General features: G+C 41.3%; 19 protein-coding genes and 1 pseudogene. 1 reads left to right on the top strand and 19 read right to left on the bottom strand.

The features are described from left to right. Positions 1-18: 18 nt before the first annotated feature. The 6 genes from EP57_RS07265 to EP57_RS07290 all read right to left on the bottom strand — a co-directional run bounded on the left by EP57_RS07265 (position 19) and on the right by EP57_RS07290 (position 7,430). Positions 19-330, bottom strand: coding sequence for a hypothetical protein (locus EP57_RS07265; protein ID WP_036085513.1), 312 nt, complete (start codon positions 328-330; stop codon positions 19-21). A 155-nt stretch (positions 331-485) separates the two neighbouring features. After that, positions 486-953 carry an S-ribosylhomocysteine lyase gene (locus tag EP57_RS07270; protein WP_036085514.1) on the bottom strand — a complete coding sequence of 156 codons (468 nt, stop codon included), beginning with the start codon at positions 951-953 and terminating at the stop codon, positions 486-488. 80 nt (positions 954-1,033) lie between these two features. Beyond that, on the bottom strand, positions 1,034-3,484 hold the full coding sequence (parC, locus tag EP57_RS07275; RefSeq protein ID WP_036085515.1) for a DNA topoisomerase IV subunit A: 2,451 nt from the start codon (positions 3,482-3,484) through the stop codon (positions 1,034-1,036). Beyond that, on the bottom strand, positions 3,481-5,448 hold the full coding sequence (gene parE, locus EP57_RS07280) for a DNA topoisomerase IV subunit B (protein WP_036085516.1): 1,968 nt from the start codon (positions 5,446-5,448) through the stop codon (positions 3,481-3,483). The genes parC and parE overlap by 4 nt, the downstream gene beginning before the upstream one ends. A gap of 202 nt (positions 5,449-5,650) precedes the next feature. Next, positions 5,651-6,070 (bottom strand): CoA-binding protein, encoded by a 420-nt coding sequence (locus tag EP57_RS07285; RefSeq protein WP_036085517.1) that lies wholly within the window; start codon positions 6,068-6,070, stop codon positions 5,651-5,653. A gap of 73 nt (positions 6,071-6,143) precedes the next feature. Continuing rightward, positions 6,144-7,430, bottom strand: a complete 1,287-nt coding sequence (locus tag EP57_RS07290) for a purine/pyrimidine permease (RefSeq protein WP_036085518.1) — start codon at positions 7,428-7,430, stop codon at positions 6,144-6,146. A 191-nt stretch (positions 7,431-7,621) separates the two neighbouring features. Here EP57_RS07290 and plsY point away from each other — a divergent pair, with 191 nt between their 5' ends. After that, on the top strand, positions 7,622-8,215 hold the full coding sequence (gene plsY, locus EP57_RS07295; protein ID WP_036085520.1) for a glycerol-3-phosphate 1-O-acyltransferase PlsY: 594 nt from the start codon (positions 7,622-7,624) through the stop codon (positions 8,213-8,215). A gap of 43 nt (positions 8,216-8,258) precedes the next feature. On the opposite strand, the gene EP57_RS07300 is transcribed toward plsY, so the two are convergent. From EP57_RS07300 to sipZ, 13 genes and pseudogenes are all read right to left on the bottom strand, one after another. Continuing rightward, the gene (locus EP57_RS07300) at positions 8,259-9,125 is read right to left on the bottom strand and encodes an aldose 1-epimerase family protein (RefSeq protein WP_036085687.1); all 867 of its coding nucleotides are present in this window, start codon (positions 9,123-9,125) and stop codon (positions 8,259-8,261) included. Between the two features lie 12 nt (positions 9,126-9,137). Continuing rightward, a pseudogene (locus tag EP57_RS17085) lies at positions 9,138-9,440 on the bottom strand (hypothetical protein); the annotation flags it as partial. A gap of 8 nt (positions 9,441-9,448) precedes the next feature. After that, a complete protein-coding gene (locus EP57_RS07305; protein ID WP_036085689.1) occupies positions 9,449-9,868 on the bottom strand; it encodes an acyl-CoA thioesterase in 420 nt (139 codons plus the stop codon). 80 nt (positions 9,869-9,948) lie between these two features. Further along, a complete protein-coding gene (gene codY, locus EP57_RS07310; protein ID WP_036077117.1) occupies positions 9,949-10,728 on the bottom strand; it encodes a GTP-sensing pleiotropic transcriptional regulator CodY in 780 nt (259 codons plus the stop codon). A gap of 21 nt (positions 10,729-10,749) precedes the next feature. Beyond that, entirely contained in the window at positions 10,750-12,150 is a 1,401-nt protein-coding gene (gene hslU / locus EP57_RS07315) for an ATP-dependent protease ATPase subunit HslU (RefSeq protein WP_036085521.1), read from the bottom strand. A gap of 14 nt (positions 12,151-12,164) precedes the next feature. After that, positions 12,165-12,692, bottom strand: a complete 528-nt coding sequence (gene hslV / locus EP57_RS07320; protein ID WP_036085522.1) for an HslVU peptidase proteolytic subunit — start codon at positions 12,690-12,692, stop codon at positions 12,165-12,167. Between the two features lie 25 nt (positions 12,693-12,717). After that, a complete protein-coding gene (gene xerC / locus EP57_RS07325; protein WP_036085523.1) occupies positions 12,718-13,620 on the bottom strand; it encodes a tyrosine recombinase XerC in 903 nt (300 codons plus the stop codon). Positions 13,621-13,876: 256 nt separating this feature from the next. Next, complete coding sequence (trmFO, locus tag EP57_RS07330; RefSeq protein ID WP_036085524.1) at positions 13,877-15,181, bottom strand: FADH(2)-oxidizing methylenetetrahydrofolate--tRNA-(uracil(54)-C(5))-methyltransferase TrmFO; 1,305 nt, start codon at positions 15,179-15,181, stop codon at positions 13,877-13,879. A 65-nt stretch (positions 15,182-15,246) separates the two neighbouring features. After that, positions 15,247-17,325: a type I DNA topoisomerase gene (gene topA, locus EP57_RS07335; RefSeq protein ID WP_036085525.1), complete on the bottom strand. Its 2,079-nt coding sequence runs from the start codon at positions 17,323-17,325 to the stop codon at positions 15,247-15,249. A gap of 285 nt (positions 17,326-17,610) precedes the next feature. Then, complete coding sequence (dprA, locus tag EP57_RS07340; RefSeq protein WP_036085526.1) at positions 17,611-18,465, bottom strand: DNA-processing protein DprA; 855 nt, start codon at positions 18,463-18,465, stop codon at positions 17,611-17,613. Positions 18,466-18,616: 151 nt separating this feature from the next. Further along, positions 18,617-19,396, bottom strand: coding sequence for a ribonuclease HII (locus EP57_RS07345; RefSeq protein WP_036085527.1), 780 nt, complete (start codon positions 19,394-19,396; stop codon positions 18,617-18,619). Further along, complete coding sequence (ylqF, locus tag EP57_RS07350) at positions 19,371-20,267, bottom strand: ribosome biogenesis GTPase YlqF (protein WP_036085528.1); 897 nt, start codon at positions 20,265-20,267, stop codon at positions 19,371-19,373. Before ylqF ends, EP57_RS07345 begins: the two co-directional genes overlap by 26 nt. A 12-nt stretch (positions 20,268-20,279) precedes the next feature. Further along, positions 20,280-20,819 carry a type I signal peptidase SipZ gene (gene sipZ / locus EP57_RS07355; RefSeq protein WP_036085530.1) on the bottom strand — a complete coding sequence of 180 codons (540 nt, stop codon included), beginning with the start codon at positions 20,817-20,819 and terminating at the stop codon, positions 20,280-20,282. Between the last annotated feature and the right edge of the window lie 52 nt (positions 20,820-20,871).

The following is a 20,871-nucleotide window of genomic DNA, read 5'->3' on the forward strand; positions in this document are numbered from 1 at the left end:
AAATTCCTCTCCTAAAAACTACTCCTCCACTTTCAAATAGCCATAATCCATTAGGTTTTTGATAGAAGCGATAATCCATAACTCTTTTTCTACATGTATACGTCCTTTTAAATGGTGGCGCAAACCGTGATCAATAATTTCTTGTTGCTTCACTTCTTTTTCACAAGCTATTTCAAATGGTTCAATCACGCTATACTTCGCAGTTTGCTTGCCATCTACGTTCTGCTTTTCTTTCTTCTTTGGTAATCCTTGCAATTTATTTACAGCCTCGTTAAAGCGCCTCAGCTTAAAATCCATTTCATTTTGATGCATAATTGGAATTTTGTGCATTTTACTTCCACCTTTCCATAAACTTCTTGTCTACTCTAGGTGTTTCCGCTTTCACCATAAAAAGGAAAAGAAGGCCACAGCTTCAGTGACCTTCATCGTTGTGTATATATATACAATCTAACACATTCCCGCTAAACTGTAAATGTTTTTACAGGCTATTCTCCAAAAACTTGTGGCCATTCTTGTTTTTTAGCTAAGAAGTTACGTGCTAATTCTTGTGCACCTTCTAAACTATGGCTTGCCGCCCAGCCGCACTGTACTTCATTACATGCAGGAACTTCTTTGGCTGCCAACACATCAAGCAATGTTTTTTCCAAAATTGTTAGCACATCGTCATAATCCGTATGGTTAATCAATGACATATAAAAACCAGTTTGGCATCCCATTGGGCTGATATCAACAATCTTATCCGAATGGTTACGCGATAATTCTGCCATCAAATGCTCTAACGAGTGCAAAGCTGGCATTTCCATGTGCTCTTTATTGGGTTGCATAAAGCGCACATCGTATTTATAAATTTCGTCGCCATGTTCTCCTGTTTTTTGACCAGCAAGGCGGACATACGGGGCTTTTACTTTTGTATGATCTAGATTGAAGCTTTCTACGTTCATTTTTTCAGACATAGTACAAACAATCCCTTCTTTTTAAAATAACGATTCCTAGGATAGGCTTTTACGTCCATACTAGGAATCGTTGCTTGTTATTATTCTACCGTATTATCGGCTACTGGCGCTAGTGATAACCATGTTTCTACTGGAACGCCTTCTAATTGCTCATCCATGATGAACGAGCCATTGGAATAACGATCGGTCACGCGCAAGTTCGCAACATTCAGATCTACTACGACTTCTTTGTTTGTAGCAATATGAATGATGTCGCTATTATCAGCTAAATCTAAACTAATAAAGCGATGCGGGCTATTTTTAAGTTCGCGTAACATCAGTAAACCACGCTTAGCGCGCGAAATTGGTTCGAATTCGGATAATTTCATTCGTTTTGCTGAACCGCGTTGCGTGATTAGGACAAGGTCTTTCTTCTCGTCTGGCGCGATAACAACAGCTCCAGCTACAAAGTCTCCTGCTTTAAGGTTCATTGCCTTCACACCTGCTGTACGGGCGCCTGAAACAGGGACTTCGTTAACCGCGTAACGCAAACCATAGCCATTATGACTCGCCAAGAAGACATCTTCTGTACCGTTAATGACAGAAACAGAAAGAAGTGTATCGTCTCCTTTTAAGTTGATTGCCATCAATGTTTTCGAATAACGTTGCGGCTGGTAATTCAGTACCGCGGACGCTTTTATCATGCCATTTTTTGTTGTGAAGAGGAAGTTATCGGTTTCGTTGAATGTTTTCATCGGGATTGCAGCGATGACATCTTCGTCACCAGAAGCATCCGTGACAAGGTGGCTAATGTGCTCGCCTAGGCTCTTCCACTTAATGTCTGGCAACTCATGCACTGGACGATAAATATAATTCCCTTTACTTGTAAATAAGAGTAGCGCATCCATTGTGTTCATTGACTGCACAAAAATCGCATGATCGGTTTCTTTCATCGACAAATCTTCACCGTTAGAAGCTGCGTAAGAACGCATACCGGTGCGTTTCACATAGCCTTCTTTCGTCACGGAAACAACGACTTCTTCGCTGGCTACCAACACCTCTGTATCAATTTTAATTTCGGTAATTTCATTTTCAATGCTCGTCAAGCGCGGTGTTTTGTAAGCTTTCTTGATGCCTTGTAGCTCTTCTTTCAAACATTGAACCAGGTTCGCTTCATCACCTAAAATAGCTTCCAATTCAGCGATTAATTTCGCCAATTCTTCTGCTTCTTGTTGTAATTGCGTAATATCGGTATTTGTTAAGCGATACAATTGCAAGGAAACAATGGCCTCTGCCTGCTTTTCGCTGAAATCGTAGTTCGTTTGTAAATTTAACTTCGCATCTCGCTTATCTTTAGAACCACGAATAATACGAATGACTTCATCTAAAATGGACAAAGCTTTCATCAAACCGTCAATGATGTGTTGGCGCGACTTAGCACGTCTAATATCGTATTCCGAACGTCTCGTAATAATTTCTTTTTGATGCGCAATGTAGGCGTCCAACATCGAGATAACACCCATCAACTGCGGACGTTTATTAAAAATTGCCACCATATTAAAATTATAGGAAATTTGCAAATCGGTATTTTTGAAAAGGTAGTTCAGTACGCCGTCAGCATTCGCATCTTTTTTAAGTTCGATAACAATGCGCAATCCAGTACGATCCGTCTCGTCACGCACTTCTGAAATGCCTTCGATTTTTTTATCGATTCGCAAGTCATCCATTCGCTTCACAAGTGTTGCTTTATTGATTTCATATGGAATTTCCGTAATAACGATTTGCTGGCGTCCTCCGCGCATATCTTCAATCGCCGTCTTCGAACGAACGACAACGCGGCCTTTTCCGGTTTCGTATGCTTTTTGAATCCCGTCGATACCTTGAATAATACCACCCGTTGGAAAATCTGGGCCTTTAATATATTTCATAATATCGCTCGTGGTACAGTTCGGGTTGTCTAGTCGCTTCAATACGCCGTCAATAACTTCCGTCAAATTATGCGGTGGAATATCCGTCGCATACCCTGCTGAAATCCCCGTGGAACCATTCACCAACAAATTCGGAAAACGACTCGGCAATACCGTCGGCTCACTCGTCGTATCATCAAAGTTCGGAACAAAGTCTACCGTTTCCTTATCCAAATCGCGTAATAGTTCCGCCGAAATTTTCGAAATCCGTGCTTCCGTATAACGCATCGCAGCAGGCGGATCACCGTCCACACTCCCGTTATTTCCGTGCATTTCAATCAACGTATTGCGGACTTTCCAATCTTGACTCATCCGTACCATCGCCTCATACACCGAAGAATCCCCGTGCGGGTGGTAGTTACCAATAACATTACCGACTGTTTTCGCCGACTTACGGAAACCTTTTTCCGCCGTATTGCCTTCCACATGCATCGCAAATAAAATCCGTCGCTGTACTGGCTTCAAACCATCGCGCGCGTCCGGCAATGCCCGTTCTTGAATAATATATTTACTGTAGCGGCCAAATCGATCGCCCAGCACTTCTTCTAATGCTAAATCTTGAATTTTTTCATCTGGAGAACTCATTCGCCTGCCTCCTCAATAATCATGTTTTCATTTTCTAAAATGCTTTGGTCTTCTTCCAGCGTAAACTCGACATTTTTCTCAATCCAGTCACGTCTTGGCTCTACTTTGTCACCCATCAATGTCGCCACACGACGCTCAGCGCGCGCGAGATCATCAATCCGTACACGTATCAGCGTTCGTGACTCTGGATTCATCGTTGTGTCCCAAAGCTGGTCAGCGTTCATTTCACCAAGCCCTTTGTAACGCTGAATGATATAGCCTTTACCAATTTTCTTGATAGCAGCATCCAACTCGTCATCCGTCCAAGCATAGGCCATCACTTCTTTTTTACCAGCACCTTTACTTACTTTATAAAGCGGCGGCAAGGCGATGTATACTTTTCCAGCTTCCACAAGCGGTCGCATATAACGATAAAAGAACGTCAACAGCAACACTTGAATATGCGCACCATCCGTATCGGCATCGGTCATAATCACGACTTTATCATAATTACAATCATCCACTTCAAATTCAGCGCCAACACCAGCACCGACCGTATGAATAATCGTACTAATCTCTTCATTCTTCATAATATCTTGCAACTTCGCTTTTTCGGTATTAATAACCTTACCACGCAACGGTAAAATCGCTTGGAAACGGCGATCACGTCCTTGTTTTGCCGAACCGCCGGCAGAGTCACCTTCGACAAGATACAATTCATTTTTTTGCGGGTTGCGCGATTGTGCTGGCGTTAATTTACCAGAAAGCGATGTTTCAGAACGTTTGCGTTTCTTCCCGTTTCGCGTTTCCTCACGCGCTTTTCTGGCAGCCTCACGCGCTTCACGTGCCTTCACCGCTTTTTTGAGCAACAAAGCCCCAGCTTCCGGGTTTTCCGCCAGAAAATAACCAAGATGTTCCGCTACGACCGCATCAACCGCTGGGCGAGCTTCTTGCGTCCCGAGTTTTTCCTTCGTTTGCCCTTCAAATTGTAGCAAGTTTTCCGGAATTCGAATTGACAAAACAGCTGCCAAACCTTCGCGAATATCGCTACCTTCTAGGTTCTTGTCCTTCTCTTTTAAAACACCGACACGACGCGCATACTCATTGAACACCCGTGTCATCGCCGCTTTCATCCCAGCTTCGTGCGAGCCAGCGCCTTTTGTCCGAACATTATTAACGAAGCTCAAAATGTTTTCCGCGTAAGCGTCATTAAATTGGAAAGCCATCTCAATTTCAATCGTATTGCTTTCGCCTTCAAACGAAACAACAGGATGCAAAACGTCTTTGCCCTCGTTAATGTATTCCACGAAGTTCTTCACGCCGTCTTCAAAATGAAACTTCTCTTCCATCCCGATACGCTCATCTACTAACTCAATATCCATGCCTTTTAGCAAGAATGCTGATTCGCGTAGTCGTTCTGATAACGTCTCATAATTATACGAAGTCATAGAAAAAATCGCTTTATCAGGTTTAAAACGAATCGTCGTTCCTCTTTTGTTAGTTTTACCAAGCTTGCGTAACGTGCCAACTGGTTTACCGCCATTTGCAAAATCCATCTCGTATGTAAAACCATCGCGGTGAATCGTCACTTTTAACCATTCAGACAGCGCATTAACAACCGAAGAACCTACGCCGTGCAAGCCTCCACTTGTTTTGTAACCGCCTTGACCGAACTTACCGCCAGCATGCAGCACCGTTAGAATAACTTCTACAGTCGGTTTTCCTGTTTTATGCATTCCAACCGGCATCCCACGACCTTCATCCGATACACTGACACTTTCATCGGCATGCAATACTACTTTAATTTTCTTTCCGTAGCCAGCTAACGCCTCATCTACAGAATTATCCACGATTTCATATACTAAATGATGCAATCCGCGCGCATCCGTTGAACCGATGTACATCGCAGGACGTTTACGAACAGCTTCGAGCCCCTCGAGTACCTGAATCGAATCATCATTATATTCATTTTTTGAACGACTCATCTTTTTTTCTCCTTCCGTTTTATGCTTTATCTTGCTGTTTACCCATATCTACAAGCTAACCAAACACATGTGCTTAGCCACTACCTTATCAGAATAGCACTATCCAACAAAATAATAAAGCCCCATCACCAAAAATTTTAGACAAGTCAAAAGCCTCTATCAACAAGAGGCTTCCGCTCGCAACTATTTATCTAGTCTACCACTATCCCTTACCAGAAAGCAAATACTCCACCATAATACAGCGATCCATAATGACCGTATGTCCTCTTTCTTTCAAAAAATCATACGCCGTTTCATCCGAAATTCCAGACTGCGCCCAAAAGACATCTGCGTCTATGGCATCAAATTCTTCTGCAAGCGCCGGCAAAAATTCCGACCTCCGAAAAATGTCTACAATATCCACATGACCTTCAATGTCCGCAAGGCTCGCCACTGCTTTTTCACCTAAAACTTCATCTACATTAGGATTCACCGGAATAATCGTGTAACCTTCTTGCTGCATGCGTTCCGATATTTGATAGGACGTCCGTTCTGGGTTATCACTGAGCCCAACAACCGCAATCCGTTTCGCTTTGTTCAAAATCTGATGAATTTCCGCTCTTTCAGGATTCAATATCGCCATCGAAATCCCCTCCTATTACGCCTATCATAGCGGATAAACCTAGGAAATAGCAAGCTATAACTTCACGTTCCACTTATTTCGTTACTTTTTCCCGAAACAAGAAAAACTGTTCTAAAATAATCGCAAAAACACTGCCTACGATAAGTCCGTTATTTAACACCGCAATGACTGCAGCTGGCAAACCTTGTGTTGCCGTTGGAGATAAGAACATCACGCCAACACCTACCATCAGTGAAATACCGATAACAAGATATGCATTGTCTTCTCCGCTCGTAATGTTTTTTAATTCTTTTAAAGCCATAACGACCATATTTGAGAAAAGTACGAAAGTTACCGCATAGCCTACAGGAGCTGGTAACGCGCTCATAACGTTCATAATCGGAGGGAAAAGTGTTATGCCAATGACCAGCAAACAGCCAATTAAGAACGGTTTAATCGATTTTTGTCCCGTTTGCGAAACAAAGCCAGCCGCACCAGAAATCGGTACCGAACCAATCGCTGAAAATCCGCCGCCAAGTAGTTGGTTTACACCAGAGATAAGTCCGCCGCGTTTATACCTGCTTGAATCACTCGGTTTATTTCCCGCCACAATCGTTTCCATCAACCGGACAGATGCGACTAAATTCGTAATCAGAAGTAGCGTAATGAAAATCGCGGTTGTAATCACGCCTGAATCAAATGTCGGTGGACCAAAAGCAAATAATTTAGGCATATCAAACCACGAATGTGCCTCGCTGACATGCGGTGCTTTTCCAGCAACTAAAAACAAGCCCCAGCCTAATATCAAACTAAAAATAACCGAATATTGTCGTAACCACATTATTTTGGAGCGACCAAAGGCAAATGTGGCAATAATGACAATCGCGCTTAACAATGCCATCCAAGGATCCATTTTTGCATGATCCGCAGAGATTCCGAACATGCCCTTAATAAAGGAGCCGCTAAGTTGTAAAACGAGTAACATCAAATACACAAAGGTGACAGTTGGCGTGAATAATTTAGCGAGAACGCCGATAAAGCCGCTGACAGCTAAAATAATGAAAAATACACCACTGACAAGCAAGCCGCCAGACAACGCCTGTAACGCCTCAATATTCGATGTATAAAGCACACCAATAAATCCTGCGTAAATGGTAAAAACGCTCCACCACAAGCCAGCCGGACCTTCATGAATTGGCAACCTGTGCCCAAGAAGTCCTTGCAATAGCCCTGCAATACCTAATACAAAAATCGTGCGCTGCATAAAGCCTGCCGTATCTGCCGCACTTAACTGGTATAAATCCGCAATGGCAATCGGCGCCACAATCGCAGCCGCAATCATGAAAATCATCCATTGCAAACCAGCAATACCTACTCTCATCTGAAAACCTCTTTTCTTTTGTGTTATTTTCTAATATTTCGGATAATAAGAAAAACCTTTCCAACAATTTATTTTACGCCATATTTGTAAAAAAGTCTATAAAATTAGGAGAAGCGTAGTATTATCTCATCTCTTTTTGTGTTATAATTGCCGAAGATACATAGTTCGAATTTAAAAGGGGTTTCGTACACATGGAAATGATTATTTTACTTTGCGTTATAGCTTACATTCTCGGTTCAATTCCTTCAGGGTTATGGATTGGAAAGATTTTTTATAAGAAAGACATTCGTGATTTTGGTAGCGGCAACTTAGGTGCGACGAACTCTTTCCGCGTGCTTGGTGTCAAGCCTGGCATCGTTGTCACCGTGATGGATATTTTAAAAGGAACGGTCGCTACGCTCTTGCCGTTTTTCTTCCAACTTGATGTAAGTCATCATTTTTGGTTGCTCACTGGGGTTTTTGCGATAATTGGGCATAGTTTTCCGATATTTGCTCGCTTTAAAGGTGGGAAAGCCGTTGCCACTTCGGCGGGTGTGATTCTAGCGTACGCCCCGTGGTTATTTGTAGCCGCGCTCCTGATTTTTGTCATTTCACTCAAGTTAAGCAAATTCGTGTCGCTAAGCTCGATGATCGCAGCAACTAGCGCTTTGATTATTTCAATTTTCTCGTTTGATTGGATATTAGTTGGCATCATAGCAGCCATCGCCGCATTTATTATTTATCGCCATATTCCAAACATTAAACGCATCAAAAAAGGCGAAGAACCTAAAATAACATGGATGTAAAAAAGGCTTGGCGCCCGAATGAGTGCCAAGTCTTTTCTTTGGATTAACCGATAGTAATCGTGTATTCACTATTAAATGCGGCGCCAATAGCAAGCGTTTCAATCGCCTGCTTGTCTTTTAGCTCAACAGACGGGCCTTGCGTATCAGCAATACCGAACCACGGTTCAATACATAAGAACGGCGTGCCTGGTTTTGGCGTCCATAAACCGACAAATTTGAAATCTGGAAACGCTACTTTAACAAAATGACGGTTTTTGCGAGAACGGATTGTTACTTCATTTTTTGTAAGTCCTTCAAAAATAAGCGCGTCATTTCCGAATAGCTCGTAATTAAGCGGTAATTTCTTCGTTTTTCCGATTTCCTTCTTCTCACCAGATAAATAAGCACCAGCAAGCGTTAGCGAATCCAATTGCTCCTCCGCGCCAAAATCAAGGTAATAGTCCTCAAACGTTTCACCAGCAACAAATGGCACGTTAAACGCTGGATGCGCGCCGATAGAGAAGTACATCGTCTTGTCGTCTAAATTCTCGACATGGTACCCTACATGAATCGTGCCACCATCTAATCGGTATGCGATTTCTAATGCAAAACGGAACGGGTAAATCGCTAAGGATTCTTCGTCATATTCTAGTCGCAACGTGATCGCCTCATCGCTTTGTTTTACCACTTGAAAAACACGATCCCGTGCAAATCCGTGCTGTCCTAAATGAAAAGCCTCGCCGTCTACGAAATACGTATCCTCCACTAATCGGCCAACCGTTGGAAATAAGACCGGTGCGCGTCTTGCCCAATACTCACCATCGCCATGCCATAAAAATTCTTTTTGCGAGTTCTTATCGAAAATACGCGTTAACTCCGCGCCATCTTCTTTTAATTCTACTAATAATGCATCATTTTCTAATTTTAACATCGTCTCGTCACCATCCAAATGAAATCGCTCTATTTGATCCCATATGCCTTCTTTTTTTAATACGGTTCGTTGTATTTCTCCAAACAAATCATAGTGAGGATACCCATTGTGACGGCTATCAATCCACTCTGGCTTAAAACCATACGACGCGCCCCATGCCTTTAACTTCTCGATATCCGCGCTAGCCGCCTTTGTCACCGTTTTTGAATCCGGAAAACGATTATCTAGCCAGTAATGCGTCAAAAAAGCAATTTCGCCACTGTCCGCTCGTTTTTTCCATGCTTCTAATTCTGCTCGTTTGACACCAAAAGCCATTTTCTCACCTACTTCATTGCTTCTAAATACGCTTCATGCCATTTTGGGAATGTCCGGCGCATACTTACCGGTTTGAAATCGTCTTTACGCACCGCGATATGCTCTGTTTCGCCAGTTATATGTAATTGTTCGCCGTCCTGCTGCCTAATTTCATAACCATACACAACCCGAAAACCATCATACGACTTAATCCACGTTTTCACAACCGCAGTCTGCCCGTATTTCATCGCCTGCTTATAAGAAAGATGCACATCCAAGACTGGCGAAATATAGCCCTCTTGCTCCATATCAAAATACCGCAACCCAATACTCTCTAAAAACTCGGTACGGCCAATCTCCATCCAAACTAAATAATTCGCATGATACACAATGCCCATCTGATCTGTCTCTGCATACCGCACGACAATCGTCGACTCGTGATACTTCACAATCATCCCTCCTGCCATTCATTCTACCACGATAAAAAAACTTCCACAATGATAATAATCGTGGAAGTTCTATTCTTTCATTAATGATTTTTTAGTTTTTCTAATTCTACTAGGAATTTATCATTCAAGACACGAATGAATGTCCCTTTCATACCTAGCGAACGAGAATCAATAACGCCAGCACTTTCTAGTTTACGCAATGCATTAACGATTACAGAACGCGTAATACCTACACGGTCAGCAATTTTTGAAGCTACTAGCAAACCTTCTTTGCCATTTAGCTCATCGAAAATGTGCTCAATTGCTTCTAATTCACTATAAGATAACGAGCTGATTGCCATTTGAACAACCGCACGGCTACGAGCTTCTTCTTCGATTTCTTCTGCTTTTTCATGCAAGATTTCCATACCAACAACTGTTCCGCCGTATTCAGCAAGCAACAAATCGTCATCCGTGAAATCATTTTCTAAACGAGAAAGAATCAATGTACCAAGACGCTCGCCACCACCTACGATAGGAACGATTGTAGTTAAGCCTTTCACGAACAAATCGCTATTTTCGATTGGGAACGCTGTGTATTGGCTAGAAACTTCTAAGTTTGAAGATGTTTCATTGACATTAAATAGGCTATTTGTGTACTCCTCAGGGAATTGGCGCTCTACTAACATTTGTTTCATACGCGCGTTTTCGATTGGCAACACTTCGGAATAACCTAACAGCTTTCCTTTACGGCTTACTACATACGTATTTGCTTCGATAACATCGGCTAACGTATCTGCCATTTCTTTAAAGTTAACCGTTTTACCTGCTGCGTTTTGTAACATGGCATTAATTTTTCTTGTTTTTGCTAATAAATTCATTATTAGTCCTCCTAAAAATTTTTATAATATGAATTGCGTTAAATCTTTATCCTTCATAATTGTAGCTAATTTATCATTCACATAACTTTCTGTTACAGTGACTGATTCAAGTGTAATCTCAGGCGCTTCAAAAAGCAAATCTTCCAGTAGCTTCTCCAAGATAGTATGCAATCTTCTGGCACCGATATTGTCCGTCTCTTGGTTGACATGAAAAGCAATCTCAGCTAATCGCTCCACGGCTTCCTTCGTAAAAATAAGTTCAATATCTTCTGTCTTCAGTAATGCTTTATATTGTTTAATTAGCGCATTATCCGGCTCCGTCAATATCTTAACGAAATCTTCTTGGGATAACTTATCTAACTCAATCCGAATTGGAAAACGACCTTGTAATTCAGGAATAAGATCCGACGGCTTAGACATATGAAAAGCGCCCGCCGCAATGAATAAAATATATTCCGTATTTACAGTTCCGTATTTTGTTGCAATTTGTGAACCTTCTACAATCGGCAAAATGTCTCGTTGGACACCTTCACGCGAAACTTGGGCATTTCCCCCGCCTTGTCCACCACTTGCAATTTTGTCTATTTCATCAATAAAGATAATTCCCATTTGTTCTGCGCGCAAAATAGCTTCTGACGACACTTCATCTTGATCGATTAATTTCGATGCTTCATCTTCGAACAATACTTTCCGTGCTTCTTTCACTGTCACTTTACGCTTCTTCGTTTTAGCTGGGAACAAACCTGAAAACGCATCTTGCATTCCACCCATCTGATCCATCCCAGTACCTCGGAACATATCAGCCATTGGGCTTTGTTGTTCTTTGACTTCAACGGTGACATAATCATTATCTAAATCCCCGTTTTTTAATTGCCATTCGATTTGGCTACGTTTAGAACGCACTGTATCATCTTCTGGCTCTGTCTCTTCTTCTTGCTGTTGATTTCCACCGCCAAATAGCATTTCTAACGGGTTTTGCGATGTTTGTTTCTGCTTTTTCTTACTCGGCGCAAGCAACTTCACAAGACGCTTCTCCGCATTTTCTTCTGCTTTCACACGAACGAGTTGCATCTTTTCTTCTTTTACAAGCCGAACAGACACTTCCACTAAATCACGTACCATCGATTCTACATCACGTCCAACATAGCCGACTTCCGTAAATTTCGTTGCTTCTACTTTGGAAAATGGTGCGCGAACAATTTTGGCAATACGACGAGCGATTTCAGTTTTCCCGACACCCGTTGGTCCAATCATCAAAATATTCTTAGGAATTACTTCGTCGCGTATATCATCCGCCATCAATGAACGGCGATATCGATTTCTTAACGCAACAGCTACCGATTTCTTAGCACCAGTTTGCCCGATGATGTATTGATCTAGTTTTTCAACGATTTGGCGTGGTGTTAAATTCACATTTGACAAATCGATCCACTCCTTTACAATTGTTCTACGATAATGTTGTCATTCGTAAATACGCAGATTTCTGATGCAATGTCCAGCGCATTCTTAGCAATATCCTTTGCCTCTAGCTGATCACCGTTAAATCGTTTCATCGCCCGACCAGCTGCAAGCGCATAATTACCACCAGAACCTATTGCTAAAATGCCATCGTCCGGTTCAATAACCTCGCCAGTTCCTGATACTAGCAACAACTTCTCATCGTTCATCACGATAAGCATCGCTTCTAGCTTGCGCAACACATTGTCACTGCGCCATTGTTTCGCAAGTTCGACTGCTGCGCGCTCTAGATTTCCGTTATACTCATTTAATTTGCCTTCAAATTTCTCAAATAGCGTAAAAGCATCTGCTACCGAACCCGCAAATCCTGCCACTACTTTATCATGAAAAAGGCGTCTTACTTTTTTCGCAGTATGTTTCATCACGACAGAATTGCCTAGTGTCACTTGGCCATCACCTGCCATCGCAGAATTCCCATTATGACGAATCGCAAATATCGTTGTCATTTACACACGCCTCCATTCTTAAAAATTAAGCTCTTGGATGATGTTTCATATACGTATCCTTCAAATGTTCTTTCGTTACATGTGTATAAATTTGTGTGGAAGAAAGACTCGCATGTCCCAATAACTCTTGAACTGTCCGCATGTCAGCACCATTATTTAGCAAATCCGTCGCAAACGTATGACGTAACATGTGCGGATGAATTTTTCGCGTCAGCGCGGCCTTTTCAATGACCTTGCTTAAACAATAACGAATGCCTCTTGGAGTTAGCGGATCCCCGTAATGATTTACCAATAAATAGTTATGCTCTTTTTGATGATGCTCCATCAGCACATCACGACTACCGATTGTATAATCATTCACAGCGTCCAACGCAAAAGCCCCAAATGGAACGTATCTCTCCTTGTTCCCTTTTCCCCTAATTAAAATGGCTTGATAGGTCTGATCAATATCGGGCAACAAAATACCAGCGCACTCGCTCACACGAATCCCAGTCGCATACAGTATTTCCAGCAAAGCTCGATCACGTAAGGTTAGCGGGTCATTATTATCATATACAACACCAAACAAAGCTTCCATTTCTTGTGAATAAAAAAACTTTGGTAAGCGCAACTGCTTCTTCGTATGCGATACTGACGCAAAAGGATTCTCTGTCATAACTCCTTCTCGCAATAAAAAGGCATAAAAACTGCGCAAACTTGAAATTTTCCTAGCTACAGTTGTGCGAGCAAATTCCTTTTTGCGTAAATATGTCAAATACAATCTCACATCAGCATATGCCACGTCCGCAAATTGTGCAATAGCCTCTTCTACCATAAATTGATGAAAGTCTTGAATATCGTGAAGATAGTTAATATTAGTATGTTCTGAATAATTGCGCTCAGTGCTTAAATAATTGCTAAACTCTTGCTCCCAATTTCGCCCTGTCATCACATTTATACACCTCTCAAACAAGTCAATCGTAACACACATGGTGTGATGTTGCAATAATTTTATACATTTTTCGCAACCTTTCGAATTGAACCTGGAAAGTGTAAATTAAACGAGCAAACGTTAAGCCTAAGCGATTTCCACAAATAGTTAATTTTTCAGTTTGTTCAGATTCTATCACTACTTACCGTACCTCATAGTACAAAACACGTGATAATACGACTTCATGTCACACATAAAGCCGTATTTTCGATTTTTATAAAGTAGGGAGTACTTCTTTTACCGCTTCAATGGCGCGATTGGCATGTTGTTCATTTCTTTCTTGCTTACCGCGAATGCGTTGCGGTAAATCTGGGAACAAACCAAAATTCACGTTCATTGGTTGGAATGTTTTCGTGTTTGTATTCGTAATATAGTACGCCATACTACCGATTGCAGTTTCTGGTGGGAATACAACTAATGGTTCGCCTAAAACAAGACGTGCAGCATTAATTCCTGCAGCTAATCCACTTGCCGCTGATTCCACATAACCTTCGACCCCTGTCATTTGTCCAGCAAAGAATAAATCTTGACGTTCTTTTAATTGGTATGTTGGCAATAATACTTTCGGTGAATTAATAAAAGTATTCCGGTGCATCACGCCATAACGAACAATCTCTGCGTTTTCTAATCCAGGAATCATTTGGAATACACGTTTTTGATCGCCCCATTTTAAATGCGTTTGGAAGCCAACCATATTATACAATGTACCCGCAGCATCATCTTGACGTAATTGCAAAACAGCATATGGACGTTTACCAGTTTTGGGATCTTCTAAGCCAACAGGTTTCATCGGTCCGAAAAGCATAGTCTTAATACCACGTTTTGCCATAACTTCAATTGGCATACAACCTTCAAAAAAGATTTCTTTTTCAAATTCTTTTAATTCTGCTGTTTCCGCTGTTACTAACGCTTCATGAAAAGCATTAAACTCTTCTTCTGTCATTGGACAGTTCAGATAAGCCGCTTCTCCTTTATCATATCTTGATTTCAAATATACTTTATCCATATCAATACTATCTTGCTCAATAATTGGTGCAGCAGCATCGTAGAAATAAAGATATTCTTCACCTGTTAGTTCTTTGATTTTCCCAGCTAAGGCTTCACTTGTTAGCGGTCCTGTAGCTATAATCGTTGGCCCCTCAGGTATCTCTGTAATTTCCTCGTGATGTACCGTTACATTTGGATGCCCTTTAACTTTCTCTGTAACATACCCAGAAAATTCGTGACGGTCAACGGCTAAGGCACCTCCAGCTGGGACAGAAGCTTTATCTGCTGCTTCGATAATAATCGAATCTAGCAAACGCATTTCTTCTTTAATAACACCAACCGCGTTTGTCATCCCATTTGCACGCAACGAGTTACTGCATACTAGCTCTGCAAATTTATCGGTATGATGTGCGGGTGTTTGCTTTACTGGGCGCATTTCATATAAATCTACTTTAATTCCACGTTTAGCAAGTTGCCATGCTGCCTCACTTCCAGCAAGTCCAGCGCCGATTACATTAACTTTCTTTTCCATTATATCCCCCTGTTCAGAACAATAGCAACGCATAGGAAATCCCGCTATTGCCATTGTTCTTATTCCTATTGTTGTGGTTCTTCTTTATAATCACAATGTGTACATTGAATCTGCACACCTTTTTTCAGTTTCTTCTCAACAAGTGCTTTTTCATTACACTTCGGACATGGACGCGCAATTGGTTTGTCCCAAGAAACATAATCACAAGCTGGATAACGATCACATCCATAGAATATCCGTTTCTTCTTGCTCTTACGTTCAATTACCTGCCCTTCGTTACATTTCGGACATGTCACACCAATTTCTTTCACAATTGGCTTCGTATTACGGCAATCCGGGAATCGACTACAAGCTAAGAACTTGCCGTATTTCCCCATTTTAAATACCATAGGCGCACCACAAAGATCACAATCAATCCCTGCTGGCTCATCTTTAATCTCGATTTTTTCCATTTCTTTATCTGCGCGCTCTACATTCTTTTCAAAGCCTTGATAGAACTGATCGATGACTTTAACCCATTGCATATCGCCATGTTCTACTTCATCAAGTTCTGCTTCCATATTTGCTGTAAATTGCACATCTAAAATCTCAGGGAAATAATCGCGAATAAGTTCATGCACGATTTCACCTAGTTCAGTTGGTACAAAACGTTTATTGTCTAGTGACACATAGTTTCTTCTTTGAATCGTATCTAAGGTTGGTGAATACGTAGAAGGTCTCCCAATACCAATTTCCTCAAGCGTCTTAACTAATCGCGCCTCTGTAAAACGTGGTGGTGGCTGTGTGAAATGTTGGCGCTGTTCTAGGGATTGTGACTCTACTTTATCACCTTTTTTAAGGTCTGGTAGAATATTTTCTTTTTCCTCTTTATTGTCATCGTTACTTTCAACGTAGACTTTCATAAATCCAGCGAATTTAATTTTCGAACCATTCGCGCGGAACATGACACCATTGTTATCTAGGTCCACTCGCATCGTATCCAAAACAGCTGGAGCCATTTGACTTGCGATAAATCGTTCCCAGATAAGGCGATACAGTCGTAATTGATCACGACCAAGATATTCTTTCACTTCTTGTGGGGAACGCATTGCACTTGTTGGACGGATAGCTTCATGGGCATCTTGTGCACCTTTGGCCTTCTTATCATTACGTTTGTTAGCGCGTGCGAACTCTTTTCCATAATTCTCATTGATAAAAGTTGCCGCTTCTTGTGTTGCCGTATCCGAAATACGTGTAGAATCGGTACGCATATAGGTAATTAAACCAACAGTTCCTTGTCGACCTAGCGCAATACCTTCATATAATTGTTGTGCTAACATCATTGTTTTACGTGTGCGGAAATTTAACTTACGCGCGGCTTCTTGTTGTAGTGACGATGTCGTAAATGGTGCTGCTGGATTACGCAGACGTTCTTTCTTTACAACATCTATAACTTCAAACTGCTTACCTTTAATCGTTGACATTACTTCCTTCACGTCATCTACATTGGAAAGCTTTTTCTTCTTGCCGTTCGTACCGTAAAAGTTCGCTTGAAACTCTTTCTTGCCTTTCTTAAAGTTCCCATCAATCGTCCAATATTCTTCTGGAATGAAGGCTTTAATCTCATTTTCACGATCAATAACTAATTTCAAAGCTACGGATTGTACGCGTCCTGCACTAAGTCCTTTTTTCACTTTCTTCCATAGAATAGGGCTAATATTATAACCAACAAGACGGTCTAATATACGGCGTGCTTGTTGTGCGTCTACTAAATCCATATCAATTTTACGCGGATGCTTAAATGATTCTTTTACAGCATCTTTTGTAATTTCATTGAAAACAACGCGAAGGTCATCTGTTTGGTCTAAACCTAAGCTATTCGCAAGGTGCCAAGCAATTGCTTCACCCTCGCGATCTGGATCGGCTGCGAGATAGACTTTCTTCACTTTCTTAGCTGCTTGTTTCAATTCTTTTAAAATAGGGCCTTTCCCGCGAATTGTAATGTAACGCGGTTCAAAATTATTTTCTGTATCGACACCCATCTGGCTTTTTGGTAAATCACGAATATGTCCCATAGATGCTTTTACTTTGTATTTCTTTCCAAGATATTTCTCAATTGTCTTTGCTTTTGCTGGTGATTCTACTATTACTAAATAATCAGCCATTATTCATTCCTCCCTAATTTGGGATACGCATTTAAGACAGCGGAGCGCGCCGTATTTAATTCTACCGACAATCAGCTTCCGTTTTCTAAATAGTCTCCAACTCTGAATTACAAAATTAAATTTGTAATCAGTAGTAAATGTTATCCTTAGTTGTGCTATTTGTCAAACCATTTTTATTTCTGGCACTACATTTATGTGTCAGATAATGATGATTCTTTAGCCAACTTATATCAAATACGTAAGAAATGCAAGCTTAATCACTTAAAAAGTAGAAATTTATCCTATTTAACCTATTTCTTCTATTATATCGGAAGCATCCATAACTAACTTCGCGCCTTCTTGTATGAGCTTATTCGTTCCTTCTGAGCAAGCATGCAGAATATCTCCTGGAACTGCGAATACTTCCCGATTCTGATTTAAAGATGCATCTGCTGTAATTAGCGAACCGCTTCTTTTCTCAGCTTGTACGATAACTGTGCCTAGCGATAAACCACTTATTAGCCGATTTCGTTCTGGAAAATGCCATTTCCGCGCAGTCACATTTGGCGCATATTCGCTAATAACTAAACCATTGCGCACAATCTGCTCAAACAATCGCTTATTCTCGATAGGATAAAATTGCAACAAACCACTTCCAATTACCGCAATCGTGTTTCCATCAGCACTTAGCGTTTCCCGATGAGCCTCCGCATCCACTCCTAGCGCTAATCCACTAACAATCGTATAAGGCACTTTACACAAAGGCGGAATTAATCGTCTCAGCACTTGCTTGCCATAATTCGTCATTTTACGCGTCCCTACAATAGCCAACTTCTCTTCTGAAAGCAGGCTCCTTTTCCCTTTCAAAAATAACAATACTGGCGGATCATATAACTGAAATAATAGTCTTGGGTAATCCTCATCATTATACGTTATAAAATCAATATTATGCTGCGTCAACTCATCCAAAGCTGCCTCAAGATTAAAAGTCTGGAATTCCCGCTTAAAACGCTCATGCTGACTATCTTTCATACCTAAATAAATCGCTATTTCATCCGCTGACCAGTCCTTCACCTCCGATCCAACTTCCTTACACAACTGGCCTAACTGCTTGATAGACAACGATGGGCAATATTTCATATGCAATAACCAATCCCTCATATACTGTCAACTCCTCTATGTTTCCCTCATTTTAACCGCTACTTCTCCGTTTGTAAATTGTCTTAAAACGAACAAAAAAGCAATATCGAAAGTATAAAATGTATCTTCTTTAAACAAAAGATTATTTTACATCTCGATATTACTTTTTAGGTTATGATTTATAGGTTAAAAAAATATTTTTAACTGGCGCAAAAGTCAGTCGATGAATCGGACAAACGCCTTGATTTTCCAGTCCTTCTAGATGCGTTTTCGTTCCATATCCCATATTTTGTGAAAAGCCGTAGCCTGGGAAACGTTCATCGTATGCTACCATCATTCGGTCCCGCGTCACTTTCGCAATAATAGAAGCTGCAGCGATTGAAATACTTTTACTATCTCCTTTAATCAGAGACAACTCATGGTCACAGTATTTTAGTGGCATCGCGTCTATCAAACAAAAATCTGGCGGCACATCCAGGTTGTCAATAGCTTCTCGCATCGCTAATTTTGTTGCCTCATAAATATTCACTTTATCTATGACTTCATGTGACTGGATCCCAATTCCTACAGCTAAAGCGGCATCCATAATCGCATCGAATAACTCGTCACGCTTTGCCCCGTTCAACTGTTTCGAATCATTAACACCAACGACATCAAAATCTTCCGGTAAAATGACCGCCGCCGCAACAACCGGACCAGCAAGCGGACCACGCCCAACTTCATCAATCCCAGCAATCATCTGAAAACCTTGTGTTCGTGCCTCTTTTTCATACTGCTTCATTAGCTCGAGTTGATTCAGTAAAGCTTGCTGTTTTACCTGCTCCCGTCGGAATGACGCGATTAAACGCTGGACACCTTTTCGCTCGTCCAATAAACAGGCTTGAAAAAATGGATCGTCCTCTGTACGCACCGTCTGCAATTGCTCCTTAATTCTCACTATTGTTTCCGCCATCCGCATCGTCCTCCACTGCCAACAAATCACTCGGAAAATCAAAAGATACGCGTCCCATTTTCTCTTGTCGCATCTCGCGCACTAGCAACTCTGCAGCACGCGAATAATCTGGATCACGATATCGATCAAAAATCCCCCGACGTTCTGCTACTAGCGCCAAAATTTCCGTTATATCTTCCGGCAAATTCTCGATTTGTAACCAATTCTGCAATTTCTCCGGATAATGTTCCTCCAAAAAACGCAAACCAAAACCCGCAACTTCCTCCATATGAAGCAAATCATCTTTAATCGCACCGGTTAACGCTAGTTTATAACCAACTCGTTGATCTTCAAACTTAGGCCACAAAATGCCGGGCGTGTCTAGCAACTCCAATGTTTTACCAACTTTAATCCATTGTTGCGCCTTTGTTACACCGGGCTTATTCCCTGTTTTGGCAATATTTTTCTTGACTAAGCGGTTAATTAGCGTAGATTTCCCAACATTCGGAATCCCTAAAATCATTGCGCGAATCGCTCTTGGCTTCATGCCACGACTACGTTGACGCTCAAATTTCTCTGCCATCAAAGCTTCTGCAGCACGTTCAATTTTATGCATCCCTTTGCCTTCTTGCGCATTCACAGCTACTGCTGGCAAGCCGCGATCAGCAAAATGTTCAATCCACTCTTGTGTCACTTTTTCATCGGCTGTATCCGCTTTATTCAGTATAATGACACGTTTTTTCTGGTGAATAATTTCTTCTAACATTGGGTTCGACGAAGAATATGGAATTCTTGCATCCACCAACTCAAAAATTACATCTACCAACTTCAATTTCTCTGTTACTTCACGACGGGCCTTTGCCATGTGACCCGGAAACCATTGTATTGTCATAATAAACTCCTTCTAATTAATAAACTTTGCATGTTCTAGCGGCCAATAGCAAATCGGGGTTGTTCCAATAACTTTTGATTCTGGAATAGGGCCCATAATGCGGCTGTCCTTACTCGCACGCCGATTATCGCCTAACACAAACACCGTTCCTTTTGGCACAACACCGCCTGGAATCATTTCTTCGGTACTAAAATCATCGGTTAACAAGCCATCTTGCAACTGTGCTTTATAGCTGTCTAAATACGGCTCATCCTGCTTTTTCCCATTGACGAACAGCTCGTCGTTCTTATATGTAATTGTATCCCCCGGAAGCCCAATCACACGTTTCACATATTCTGTGCCCTCATCTTTAAAAATAACGACATCAAACCGATTCACATTGCCAAAACGATTAATAATAACCCGATCCCCATCGTGCAGCGTTGGCATCATCGACGAACCATCTATCATTATCGGCACAAACAAATAAAACCGAATAATTAAAGTTAAAAAAAGGCCTAACACAATTGCCCACGTCCAACTCCATAACCGCTTTAAACTCTTTTCTTTCAATTGACATCTCCCCTATATCTCCAGCTATTCTCAAGGTATATAACGTTAAGTA

It is taken from the genome of Listeria booriae (genome assembly GCF_000766865.1).
GTDB classification, from domain to species: Bacteria; Bacillota; Bacilli; order Lactobacillales; family Listeriaceae; genus Listeria_A; species Listeria_A booriae.

Bases quoted from the DNA above. Each gene is read 5' to 3' on its own strand.
- EP57_RS07265 (WP_036085513.1), bottom strand. From the start codon at position 330: ATGCACAAAATTCCAATTATGCATCAAAATGAAATGGATTTTAAGCTG.
- EP57_RS07270 (WP_036085514.1), bottom strand. From the start codon at position 953: ATGTCTGAAAAAATGAACGTAGAAAGCTTCAATCTAGATCATACAAAA.
- parC (WP_036085515.1), bottom strand. From the start codon at position 3,484: ATGAGTTCTCCAGATGAAAAAATTCAAGATTTAGCATTAGAAGAAGTG.
- parE (WP_036085516.1), bottom strand. From the start codon at position 5,448: ATGAGTCGTTCAAAAAATGAATATAATGATGATTCGATTCAGGTACTC.
- EP57_RS07285 (WP_036085517.1), bottom strand. From the start codon at position 6,070: ATGGCGATATTGAATCCTGAAAGAGCGGAAATTCATCAGATTTTGAAC.
- EP57_RS07290 (WP_036085518.1), bottom strand. From the start codon at position 7,430: ATGAGAGTAGGTATTGCTGGTTTGCAATGGATGATTTTCATGATTGCG.
- plsY (WP_036085520.1), top strand. From the start codon at position 7,622: ATGGAAATGATTATTTTACTTTGCGTTATAGCTTACATTCTCGGTTCA.
- EP57_RS07300 (WP_036085687.1), bottom strand. From the start codon at position 9,125: ATGTTAAAATTAGAAAATGATGCATTATTAGTAGAATTAAAAGAAGAT.
- codY (WP_036077117.1), bottom strand. From the start codon at position 10,728: ATGAATTTATTAGCAAAAACAAGAAAAATTAATGCCATGTTACAAAAC.
- hslV (WP_036085522.1), bottom strand. From the start codon at position 12,692: ATGACAACGATATTTGCGATTCGTCATAATGGGAATTCTGCGATGGCA.
- xerC (WP_036085523.1), bottom strand. From the start codon at position 13,620: ATGACAGGGCGAAATTGGGAGCAAGAGTTTAGCAATTATTTAAGCACT.
- trmFO (WP_036085524.1), bottom strand. From the start codon at position 15,181: ATGGAAAAGAAAGTTAATGTAATCGGCGCTGGACTTGCTGGAAGTGAG.
- topA (WP_036085525.1), bottom strand. From the start codon at position 17,325: ATGGCTGATTATTTAGTAATAGTAGAATCACCAGCAAAAGCAAAGACA.
- dprA (WP_036085526.1), bottom strand. From the start codon at position 18,465: ATGAGGGATTGGTTATTGCATATGAAATATTGCCCATCGTTGTCTATC.
- EP57_RS07345 (WP_036085527.1), bottom strand. From the start codon at position 19,396: ATGGCGGAAACAATAGTGAGAATTAAGGAGCAATTGCAGACGGTGCGT.
- ylqF (WP_036085528.1), bottom strand. From the start codon at position 20,267: ATGACAATACAATGGTTTCCGGGTCACATGGCAAAGGCCCGTCGTGAA.